Genomic DNA, 10,970 nt, shown 5'->3' with positions numbered 1-10,970 from the left:
GCGGTACATCAGTCGGCATTAATGTTGAATGACACACCGCTTTCGCGAGCAAGCCCGCTCCCACATTAGACATGTGTTTAAGCTGCGATGGCGGGGCGCATCGGGATTTGCTGCTTCTCCGGAATCGCACCAAACAACGCTGTCTGCACCGCTTGCTGCGCCTCGAACGCCAGCGCCGCACGCTCGCGGCCTTCACACTCAATCGGCTTGAGCAGRTGAATTTCCACATTGCCCCGATCATTGGCAAACAAGCGCATCAAGTGCGACAGCAGATCATCGTCACCAATAAACGGCGCCAGCGAATCGAGCTCGCCATCGCGCAGGTAACGAATCGCCACCGGTTGCAGCGGCACCTCTGAATCAATCGCCGCCGACAGCAAGCGCCCATGAAACGTGCGCAACGAACGGCCATCGGTGGTGGTGCCTTCCGGGAACATCAGCAGCGGATGGGCCTGTTCCAGGTGGCGAGTCATTTGCTTGCGGATCAGCTGACTGTCGCCCGCCCCACGACGGATAAACAGACTGCCGGCCTTGGCCGCCAGCCAGCCCGCCACCGGCCAGGTGCGCACTTCGGCCTTGGACAGAAACGACAGCGGCGTGAGCATGCCCAGCAACGGGATGTCGGTCCACGACACATGATTGCTGACCCAGAGCATCGGTGCTTCGGGCAACTCGCCATGCACGGTGACGTGGAAGGGCAGGGCATTGCTCAACCGTGCCATGAAAAATCGCGACCAGCGCTGGCGGCGGACCATCGAGTGGGCGATGCCCATGCGCTCGAACAGCCCGAACACACCGGCCATGCTCAAACCCAGGGTGACCACCACCAGCACTCGCGCAATCCGCGCGTACACCCGCAAGCGGCTCATCACATGGCCGCCTTGAAGTGCTTGGCGTAGCGCGGGCAGAGTTCGTCGCGCTTGAGCAGGATGAACACGTCGGCGACCTGGAAGTCTTCGTCCCAGCACGGCTCACCGCAGATCTTCGCGCCGAGGCGCATGTAGGCTTTGAGCAGCGGCGGCATTTCGGCGATGACGTTGGAGGGGATAGCCAAGGTGGGCAGCGGTTTTTTCGGCTCGGCGCGCAGGTGTTCGGTGCACAGGTAGCGTTCGCGCAGGCGCTGCATGATCGCGTGGGCCTGAACGCCGCCGTCCTGCATCGGAATGCTCGCGCACCCCATCAAATAGCTGTAGCCGCCCTGGTTCAATACCTCGGCCAGTTCACTCCAAAGCACCGCGATGGTGCCGCCGTTACGGTACGCCGGGTCGACGCAGGTGCGACCGATTTCCAGAATCGGGCCTTCGAGGTGCACCAGGCCGTGCAGGCTGAATTCTTCTTCGCTGTAGAACTTGCCCAGGCTGCTGGCCGCCGTATGATCGAGCAAACGGGTGGTCGCCACCAGACGCCCGCTGTTCAAATCACGCACGCCGATGTGGGCGCAGTGAACATCATAGTCATCCATGTCCAGACCCAGCTCGGCGCCCTTGAGACTGGCGTTGAATTCGCCGCTGAATACGTTGAAGCGCAAGGCCTGGGCTTCCTGCAAGGCGGCGCTGCCGATCAGTCGTTCGGCTTGCAGGCGGCGGTCGTTTCCGGTGTCGCTGATGCGGGCGATCTGAGTCATTGCAAATCTCCTTGCGGGCTGCTCACCTGACGTGAGTAACAGCGGATCGACTTTCTTTATGTAGCCGTTTTGTGCAAGGTCAGGCTATGTAGCCCCAGTGTCATCGCCATTAAGCTTTGGTGATGCTTATATGACAGCCTTTGAGGAGCCTCTTATGCCCTGGCAAACCCTGTTGAAGCGCCGCGAACGCCTGCCCGCCAACCCTGATCTGGCAGAAGGTTTCGCGACCTTGTTGGATCAATTGGGCCCGGTGACGCCGTTCGAGTTGGCGGTGGCGGGTGCGCGCCTGATGGCCACGCCGGGGCTGGCGTTTCTGGTGGGGTATCAGGCGGCGTTGCGGATGCTTTGGCCGAGCGCGCCGCTGAGCCTCGGCGCGTTGTGCGCGACCGAACAGCGCAGCCTGCGACCGGCGGACATGCAAACCCGCCTCACCGATTTGCGCCTGAGCGGGCGCAAGGATTTCGTCACCGCCGGTGATGCCGCCGAGTGGCTATTGATCGCCGCCCGCAGTGAAGCGCCCGGCGAGGCGGCGCGCCTGAGCCTGGCGGTGGTCTACCCCGATGAACCGGGCGTGCGCCTGGAAAAACTCCCGGCCATCGCTTTGATTCCGGACATCAGTCATGGCCAGTTGTTTCTCGACAATGCCCTGTGCGAGTTGTTGGCGGGGGACGGTTGGGATGCTTACGTCAAACCGTTCCGTACCCTTGAAGATGTGTACGTATTGAGCGCCATGACCGCGTGGCTGTATGGGATTGGTCAGGACAGTGACTGGCTGCAAGCCTTGCAGTTGCGGTTGCTGGCGCTGCTGGCCGGGTGCGCGGAAGTCAGCCGCCAGGCACCGAACAATCCGGCCGGGCATGTGTTGCTCGGTGGATTGTTTGCCCAGTTCGAGGGGCTCAAGGCCGAGATTGATCAGGCGCTGGCCGATGGGCCGCCGCATTGGGCGCAGATGTGGCAGCGCGATCAGTTGGTGATGGATTTGGCGGCTGGGGCCAGGGGTAAGCGGTTGGCCAAAGCGTTGGCGTCGATCTGACTGGCCCCTTCGCGAGCAATCCCGCTCCCACATTCAACCGAGTTACTCCAGAAAAAACGCGATTAAATGTGGGAGCAGGCTTGCTCGCGAAGACGGCCTCAAGACAACATAAACTCCAAAACTGTCATCAACCTCAACTAGCCTCTGCACGTTAATACTCCCGAGCCCACGCCATGTTCAAAGGCTTGTTCCTGATTGTCATGCTGCTGCTCGGCCTCACGGCCCACGCCGAAAACTGGCCGGCCGAGCAATGGTCCATCGGCCCGAAAAGCTCCGGGCCAGCGCTCCAAGCCCTGGAAACCTACGCCTTCCCACCCCGCGACGACACCACTCGAAAAGGCATCCGCACAGACGCCCTGCTGGTGATTCGCGACGGCCAGTTGATCTACGAACGCTACGCCGACCCGACCACCGCCGACACGCCACACCTGACGTGGTCCATCAGCAAAAGCCTCATGGCCACGGTGCTGGGGGTGGCGTATGGCCAAGGCCTGTTCAAACTCCAGGACCCGGTGCAGACATTTTATCCACCGATGCAAAAACACCCGGGCGTCACCCTGGCCGACCTGTTGCACTGGGCCTCGGGCCTGGACTGGCAGGAAGACTACGAATACGCCCCGTTAAAGTCCTCGGTGGTGGCCATGCTCTACACCCGTGGCCGTCAAGACATGGCAGCGTTTACTGCCGATAATGCCGAGTACGCCAAACCAGGTCAGGCGTTTCGGTACTCCAGTGGTGACAGCAATTTGCTGTCCGTCGCGCTGAAAAACATCGTCGGTCCGGCACGTTATCCGGACTATCCATGGACAGCGCTGTTTGAGCCTCTGGGCATCCATCATGCCGTTTGGGAAACCGATGCCACGGGCACTTTTGTCGCGTCGTCTTACGCCTACCTCACTGCTCGGGATCTGGCTCGAGTCGGTTTGTTGATGGCGCGCGAGGGGCGCTGGCAGGATCGCCAATTGCTGCCCAAAGACTGGGTCGCCTTTAATCGCGAACCGTTCACCCACTATCAAGCCCATCAGGATGACGCCGTGCCTGGTGGTCAATGGTGGCTCAACCGCGCGGTGGAAGGGGCGGCACAACCCTGGCCCGATGCCCCCGCCGATACTTTCGCGGCGCTGGGCCATTGGGGCCAGGCGATGTATGTGATCCCCAGTGAACACCTGGTGATCGTGCGCTATGGCGATGATCGCGACGGCAGCTACCAGCACAATGATTTGCTCAAACTTGCGCTAAAGGCCTTTTCGCAACAGGTGCAGCCATGAACCGCCGCGGTTTTATTCCTCGCCGACCGTTCAGCACGTTGCTGTTGATCCTGCTCATCGCCTTGCTTGGCTGGATCTGGCACGAACGAGTCGCGCTGTGGGCCTTCCCTGACATCATCAGCGCCTACACCGCGAAGGAATATTGCTCGTGCCGGTATGTGATGAACAACGAGGCCGGGTACTGCCGCCGCTATGTAAAACAGTGGCTGCCCACCAGCCGCTTTGTCGATGACGCCGCCAGCAAACGCGTGACCGTCAGCGGCATGGGCCGCAGCAACAGCGCGGCGTGGCTCGGCGAACGCCAAGGCTGCCGCCTGATCCCGTAGCAGCTGGCGAAGCCTGCGTTCGGCGGCGAAGCCGTCGTGAGACCAGGCACCGCTGTGTTTCAGATTGTTCCAGTTGGCAGGATTTGACGACGGCTTCGCCGCCGAACGCAGGCTTCGCCAGCTGCTACAGGTTTGCATCTTGCTCACGGACGGTTAAGGTTCAGCACCGGATCATCTGTCCAAGAGTCTCTATGTTCAACCGCTCCCTCTCTAAAACCCTCGCTTTCCTGCTGTTGGCCGGCGCCTCTCTGTCGGCCCATGCCGATTGGTACCTGGACGGTGAGTCCTCGCGGCTGTCATTCATCAGCACAAAAAACGCCAACATTTCCGAAGTGCAGCGCTTTCTGGTGCTGCACGGCAAAGTCGACGCCAATGGCCTGGCCGAGGTTGAAGTCGAACTGGAGTCGGTCAACAGTGGCATCCCATTGCGCGATGAGCGCATGCGCAAGGAGCTGTTCGATGTTCAGACCTACCCGGAAGCGTTGATCAGCGCGCAGATTGATCTGCGTCCCATCAACGACCTCGCCCCCGGCGCGCAGTTGGAATTACGTTTGCCGCTGACCGTCAACCTGCATGGCAAGCAACACGCCTACAACGCCGAGCTGCTGGCGACGCGTCTCGACGATCGACGCTTTCAGGTGGTAACGCTCGAGCCGCTGGTCCTCAATGCCGGGGACTTCGATTTGGCACCCGGACTGGAAGCGTTGCGCAAGGTCGCCGGTTTGTCGGCCATCAGTTTGTCGGTGCCGGTGGGTGCGGTACTGATTTTCACGGCGCGCTGACATGGCCGGTGCAATTTTTCCCTGGCGTGAAGGCAACAGCTTTGAACTGCTGATCGATGGTCCGCAGTTTTTTCCGCGCATGCTGATCGCGATTGCTCGCGCCGAAGAACAGGTCGAACTGGAGTTGTATCTGGTGGAGGCGGGCGCCTGCGCCGAGGCCATGGTGCAAGCCTTGGTTTCGGCGGCCGAGCGCGGTGTGCGCGTGCGCTGCCTGTTCGATGACTATGGCAGCCTGGCATTTACCCTGACCTTGCGTCAGCGCCTGGTGGCGGCTGGGGTCGAACTGCGTTTCTACAATCGTCTGAACTGGCGGCGTTGGGTCGGCAACTTTTACCGCGATCACCGCAAGCTCTTGCTGGTCGATCAAAGCCTGGCGGTGGTCGGTGGCACGGGCGTCACCGATGAGTTCTGGACGCCGGGTGAGGACACCAGCGAATGGCACGAGGTGATGGTGGAAATCACCGGTCCTTTGGTTATTGACTGGCAGTTGCTGTTCGACCGCCAATGGATCGCCAACCGCCATCGACGTGCTTGGAAACCCGCCGCGCATTTCGGCTTGCCGCGTCTGCCACGGGTGCCGTCCATGGGGGAAGGCATGGGTCGGGTGGCCTATGCCGATGCCCGCCAGCACCGCGACATTCTGCAATCACTGGTTCGCGCGTTGAACAGCGGCCAGCAACGGATCTGGCTGGCGACCCCGTATTTCCTGCCGACCTGGAAAGTCCGCCGCTCACTGCGGCGTGCCGCCAGTCGAGGCGTGGATGTGCGCCTGTTGCTGACTGGGCCGCGCACCGATCACCCTTCGGTGCGCTACGCCGGGCATCGCTACTACCCGCGACTGCTCAAGTCTGGTGTGAAGATTTTTGAATACCAGCCATGTTTCCTGCACCTGAAAATGGTCTTGATCGATGATTGGGTGAGCATCGGCTCGTGCAATTTCGATCACTGGAATTTGCGCTTTAACCTGGAAGCCAACCTTGAAGCGCTGGACCCAGGGCTGACGCGGGCCGTGGCGGGGAGTTTCGAACGGGACTTTGCGCAGAGCCAGGAAGTCAGCCTGGAGGCATGGCAACGCCGACCGCTGTGGCGGCGGGTCAAGCAACGGGTCTGGGGATGGGTGGACCGGCTGGTGGTGAACCTGCTGAATCTCAGGGGGTGATACCAATCCTCGAAAACACTGAAACCAAATGTGGGAGCGGGCTTGCTCGCGAAGGGGGCGTGTCAGTCAACGATGATGTTGATTGACAGTCCGCTTTCGCGAGCAAGCCCGCTCCCACATGGGTATTGCGGTGTGCCGGATTAGAGCAATTCAAAGCTCTGCTGTGTCACGTCCTGTGAGTCCAGGCCGATCTGTACGTTGAACTTGCCCGGCTCGGCAGCGTACTTGAGTTGGGTGTTGTAGAACTTCAGATCGTCTTCGGTGATGGTGAAGTGCACGACTTTCTGTTCGCCGGCCTTGAGCATGATTTTCTGGAAGTTCTTCAGTTCCTTGAGTGGTCGGATCATCGAGCCGGTCACGTCCTGGATGTACAACTGCACCACGGTTTCGCCGTCACGCTTGCCGGTGTTTTTCACCGTGACGCTGGCGTCGAGCTTGCCGGTCTTGTTCAGCGTAGTCGACGACAGGGCCATGTTGCTCAGGCTGAAGTCGGTGTAGCTCAGACCGAAGCCGAACGGGAACAGGGGACCGGTGGTGTCATCCAGATACTGCGACGTGTAGTTGCCCGGTTTGCCCGGCGTGAACGGCCGGCCAATGCTCAGGTGGTTGTAGTAGGTCGGAATCTGACCCACCGAGCGCGGGATGGTGATCGGCAGTTTGCCCGACGGGTTGTAGTCGCCGAACAGCACGTCGGCGATGGCGTTGCCGCCTTCGGTGCCGGTGAACCAGGTTTCCAGAATCGCGTCAGCCTGTTCGTTCTCTTCAAGAATCGACAGCGGACGGCCATTCATCAACACCAGCACCAGCGGTTTACCGGTGGCTTTCAAGGCGCGGATCAGTTCACGCTGGTTTTCCGGAATGTTGATGTCCGTGCGGCTCGACGATTCGTGGGACATGCCACGGGATTCGCCGACGGCGGCAACGACAACGTCAGCGTCCTTGGCGGCTTTCACCGCTTCGTCGATCAGCACGTTGGCCGGACGCGGATCATCCACCACCTCCAGGGCGTCGAAGTTGAGGAAGTTCAGGTAATCCGTAATCTTCTTGTCGCTGGTGATGTTGGCGCCGCGGGCGTAGATCAGCGTCGATTGCGCGCCCAGTGCATTGGTCATGCCGTCGAACAGGGTCACCGATTGCGCCGGTCTGCCATTAGCAGCCCAACTCCCCATCATGTCGATAGGCGCTTTGGCCAGCGGGCCGACCAGGGCGATTTTTGCGTTTTTCTTCAGCGGCAGGGTTTCGTTCTGATTCTTCAGCAACACCATGCTGCGGCGCGCGACATCGCGGGCCTCGGCGCGGTGCAGACGGCTGTCGGCGTTGGTGTCGGCCGGATCCTCTTCAGCCTTGCCGATGCGCAGGTACGGGTCCTTGAACAGGCCCATGTCGTACTTGGCAGCGAGCACTTCACGCACGGCATTGTCGATGTCGCTTTGCTCGATTTCGCCTGCTTTCAACAGCCCCGGCAGCTCTTTGCCGTACAGGGTGTCGTTCATGCTCATGTCGATGCCGGCCTTGATCGCCAGCTTCGCGGCTTCGCGACCGTCAGCAGCAACGCCGTGCTTGATCAGCTCGAAAATCGCCCCGTGGTCGCTGACGGCCAGGCCTTTGAAGCCCCATTCCTTGCGCAGCAGGTCGTTCATCAGCCAGGTGTTGGCGGTGGCCGGCACGCCGTTGATCGAGTTCAAGGCAACCATCACCCCGCCAGCACCGGCGTCAATCGCCGCGCGGTAAGGGGGCAGGTAGTCCTGGTACATTTTGACCGGGCTCATATCGACCACGTTGTAGTCGCGACCGCCTTCGACCGCGCCGTACAAGGCAAAGTGTTTGACGCTGGCCATGATGCTGTCGGCCGCGTTGGCACCGGTGCCCTGGAAGGCTTTGACCATGACGCCGGCAATGCGCGAAACGAGGTAGGTGTCTTCACCGAAGCCTTCGGATGTACGGCCCCAGCGCGGGTCGCGGGAGATGTCGACCATCGGTGCGAAGGTGAGGTCGACACCATCCGATGCGGCTTCCTTGGCGGCAATACGCCCGGACAGGCCGATGGCGTCCATGTCCCAGCTCGAGGCCAAGGCCAGCGGGATCGGGAAAATGGTGCGGTGGCCGTGGATCACGTCGTAGGCGAAGAACATCGGGATCTTCAATCGGCTGCGCATGGCCGCGTCCTGCATCGGACGGTTTTCCGGGCGGGTGATCGAGTTGAACGTGCCACCGATGTTGCCGGCCGCGATTTCCTTGCGGATCAGTTCGCGTGGCATTTCCGGGCCGATGCTGATCAGGCGCAACTGGCCGATCTTTTCATCGAGGGTCATCTGCTTCATCAGGTTGCTGATGAAGGCGTCCTTGTTCTCAAGAGGTGCGGGGTTCGTGGCGGCCAATACGTTATGACTGGCCAGGCTGACGAACAGGCCCAGCAAACACAGCTTCTTCATGAATGGTTTTCTCAAAAGCCTAAATGGCTGCGAATACGCGCCGGTCAGCCAAAAGTTAGGGAGCGACTATTGTTGTTCAGGTAAATGCATGCACACTTGCGCAGTGTTTTGCGCTAGGGGCATCTTTTAGCCCATTGGCTCAATGCAATCCAGTGGCGGCGGCAGATTATGCCCCAAGTGCCCGGTCAGAAGGGTACAGGTTGTTTTTCAATGGAATGTGCCAAGGAGTGACCCAGATGAATGTACGACACCACTATCGGTCTAGCCTGCAGGTTGCAGCCTTGATATTGCTGAGCACAGTACTCGCGGGCTGCGGCATCAACACGATTCCGACCCTCGACGAACAGGCCAAAGCCGCGTGGGGCCAGGTGCAGAACCAGTATCAACGCCGCGCCGATTTGATCCCCAATCTGGTGGAAACCGTCAAAGGCTATGCCAAACATGAAGAAGAAACCCTGACGGCGGTGATCGAAGCGCGGGCCAAGGCAACGTCCATTCAAGTGGACGCCAAGACACTGGATAACCCGGAAAAACTCAAACAGTTCCAGCAGGCCCAGGATCAACTGACCGGTGCCTTGAGCCGTTTGATGGTGGTGTCCGAGCGTTATCCGGACCTCAAGGCCAACCAGAACTTCCTCGCCTTGCAGTCGCAACTTGAAGGCACCGAGAACCGCATCGCCGTGGCGCGGCGTGATTTCATCCTCGCGGTGCAGAAATACAACACCGAAATCCGCACCTTTCCCGGTCGCCTGTGGCACGCGGTGATGTACAGCGATTTGCCGATTCGCGAAACCTTCGAGGCGACCACGCCGAATGCCGATAAGGCGCCTGAAGTGAAATTTTGATCGGCTGAAGCAGCACCATGGATGAGGTCGCCAATGCGCATGTTGAAAGTGGGGCTGATGCTGGTGCTCTGGGTGTTCGCCCTGGCAGCGCAGGCCGAATTGACGTTTCCGCCTCTGACCGGACGGGTGGTCGATAACGCCCAGCTGATCGAGCCGTCGGTGCGCGAGCAGCTGACCCAGCAATTAAAGGCCCATGAAACCGCCACCGGCGAGCAATTGGTGGTGGTCACCCTGCCGGACTTGCAGGGCACCGACATCGCGGATTTCGGCTACCAACTGGGGCGCGCCTGGGGCATCGGTCAGAAAGATAAAAACAACGGCGCGCTGCTGATCGTCGCGCGCGACGAGCGTAAATTGCGCATCGAAGTCGGCTATGGCCTTGAAGACCGCCTGACCGACGCGCAAAGTTCGGTGATCATCAATCAGGTGATCACCCCCGCGTTCAAGGCCGGCAACTTCAGCAAAGGCATCAGCGACGGGGTCGCGGCGATGCTGGTGGTGTTGGGCGGCAGTTCGCTGGATGAACCGTCGACAGTCTATGAACCGCGCGGTGATGAAGACAGCGACTTCATGGCGCGCCATCCCGGCGTTTTTGTGTTTCTGGTGATGCTGTTCATCCTGACGTTTTTTGTTTTGCAGATGCTCGGCATCCTGCCGGCCGGCCGAGGAGGTTCGGGCGGCTCAAGCGGTGGTTTTGGCGGCGGTGGTTTTGGTGGWGGCGGTGGCGGCGGGGGCTTCAGCGGCGGCGGGGGCAGTTTCGGGGGCGGCGGTTCGTCGGGCGGCTGGTGATAACAATAATGAGCAGGCACTTTTAAACATGGCGTTACTGACTGAACACGAACAACGCAAAGTCGCCGAGGCGATTGCCCGGGTCGAGCGCGACACCGACGCCGAACTGGTGACCGTGCTTGCCGCCCGCGCCGACGACTATGCGTACATCCCACTGCTATGGGCCAGCCTGCTGGCGCTGATGGTGCCGGGGATCGTGCATTACCTGACCGGCTGGCTGACCCTGCACAGTTTGCTGCTGGTGCAATGGATCACCTTCATCGTGCTGTGCCTGGTGTTCCGTCTTCCGAAAGTCACCACGCACCTGGTTCCGCGCTCGGTACGGCATTGGCGCGCCTCTAACCTGGCGCGTCGGCAGTTTCTGGAGCAGAACCTGCACCACACGGTCGGTAGCACCGGAATGCTGATTTTTGTCTGCGAGGCGGAGCGCTATGTGGAGATCCTGGTGGATGAAGGGATTTCCAGACGGCTGGACAACAAAAACTGGGACGCGATTGTGGCGGCGTTTACCCAGCAGGTGAAGCAGGGGCAGACGTTGCAAGGGTTCGTGACTTGCATCGAGGCGTGTGGTGAGTTGCTCAAAGTGCACGTGCCGGTGACGCAGGTGCGTAATGAACTGCCGAACCGCTTGGTGGTTTTAAGCTGATTCTTGACCACGACGCGTCCCTGTAGCAGCTGGCGAAGCCTGCGTTCGTCTGCGCAGCAGTCGTAA

The 10,970-nt window shown here is 60.4% G+C and carries 11 protein-coding genes; 8 read left to right on the top strand and 3 right to left on the bottom strand.

Annotated features, from left to right (window positions below; all coding sequences use genetic code 11):
• Positions 1–77 precede the first annotated feature (77 nt).
• Together AC1DRJ_RS12750 and olsB are read right to left on the bottom strand one after the other, a co-directional pair.
• Positions 78–869, bottom strand: a complete 792-nt coding sequence (locus tag AC1DRJ_RS12750; RefSeq protein WP_477802462.1) for a lysophospholipid acyltransferase family protein — start codon at positions 867–869, stop codon at positions 78–80.
• The gene (gene olsB, locus AC1DRJ_RS12745) at positions 869–1,624 is read right to left on the bottom strand and encodes an L-ornithine N(alpha)-acyltransferase (protein ID WP_477802461.1); all 756 of its coding nucleotides are present in this window, start codon (positions 1,622–1,624) and stop codon (positions 869–871) included. Before olsB ends, AC1DRJ_RS12750 begins: the two co-directional genes overlap by 1 nt.
• A gap of 154 nt (positions 1,625–1,778) precedes the next feature.
• Here olsB and AC1DRJ_RS12740 point away from each other — a divergent pair, with 154 nt between their 5' ends.
• The 5 genes from AC1DRJ_RS12740 to AC1DRJ_RS12720 all read left to right on the top strand — a co-directional run bounded on the left by AC1DRJ_RS12740 (position 1,779) and on the right by AC1DRJ_RS12720 (position 6,192).
• Entirely contained in the window at positions 1,779–2,657 is an 879-nt protein-coding gene (locus AC1DRJ_RS12740; RefSeq protein WP_477802460.1) for an acyl-CoA dehydrogenase middle domain-containing protein, read from the top strand.
• A 173-nt stretch (positions 2,658–2,830) separates the two neighbouring features.
• A complete protein-coding gene (locus tag AC1DRJ_RS12735; protein ID WP_477802459.1) occupies positions 2,831–3,925 on the top strand; it encodes a serine hydrolase domain-containing protein in 1,095 nt (364 codons plus the stop codon).
• Positions 3,922–4,251, top strand: a complete 330-nt coding sequence (locus AC1DRJ_RS12730; RefSeq protein ID WP_477802458.1) for an amidase — start codon at positions 3,922–3,924, stop codon at positions 4,249–4,251. The genes AC1DRJ_RS12735 and AC1DRJ_RS12730 overlap by 4 nt, the downstream gene beginning before the upstream one ends.
• A 191-nt stretch (positions 4,252–4,442) precedes the next feature.
• Positions 4,443–5,033 (top strand): YceI family protein, encoded by a 591-nt coding sequence (locus tag AC1DRJ_RS12725; protein ID WP_477802457.1) that lies wholly within the window; start codon positions 4,443–4,445, stop codon positions 5,031–5,033.
• 1 nt (position 5,034) lies between these two features.
• Complete coding sequence (locus AC1DRJ_RS12720; RefSeq protein ID WP_477802456.1) at positions 5,035–6,192, top strand: phospholipase D-like domain-containing protein; 1,158 nt, start codon at positions 5,035–5,037, stop codon at positions 6,190–6,192.
• Between the two features lie 140 nt (positions 6,193–6,332).
• On the opposite strand, the gene bglX is transcribed toward AC1DRJ_RS12720, so the two are convergent.
• Positions 6,333–8,624 (bottom strand): beta-glucosidase BglX, encoded by a 2,292-nt coding sequence (gene bglX / locus AC1DRJ_RS12715; protein ID WP_477802455.1) that lies wholly within the window; start codon positions 8,622–8,624, stop codon positions 6,333–6,335.
• Positions 8,625–8,860: 236 nt separating this feature from the next.
• Between bglX and AC1DRJ_RS12710 the strand changes: the two genes are divergently transcribed.
• Genes AC1DRJ_RS12710 through AC1DRJ_RS12700 form a run of 3 tightly spaced genes read left to right on the top strand, consistent with a single transcriptional unit; the run spans position 8,861 to position 10,904 of the window.
• Entirely contained in the window at positions 8,861–9,469 is a 609-nt protein-coding gene (locus AC1DRJ_RS12710; protein WP_477802454.1) for a LemA family protein, read from the top strand.
• A 33-nt stretch (positions 9,470–9,502) separates the two neighbouring features.
• Complete coding sequence (locus AC1DRJ_RS12705; RefSeq protein WP_477802453.1) at positions 9,503–10,258, top strand: TPM domain-containing protein; 756 nt, start codon at positions 9,503–9,505, stop codon at positions 10,256–10,258.
• Positions 10,259–10,286: 28 nt separating this feature from the next.
• On the top strand, positions 10,287–10,904 hold the full coding sequence (locus AC1DRJ_RS12700) for a TPM domain-containing protein (RefSeq protein ID WP_477802452.1): 618 nt from the start codon (positions 10,287–10,289) through the stop codon (positions 10,902–10,904).
• The last annotated feature ends 66 nt before the right edge of the window (positions 10,905–10,970 follow it).

This window comes from Pseudomonas sp. P5_B2 (assembly GCF_056400445.1).
This window is presented reverse-complemented; position numbering and strand designations above follow the sequence as displayed.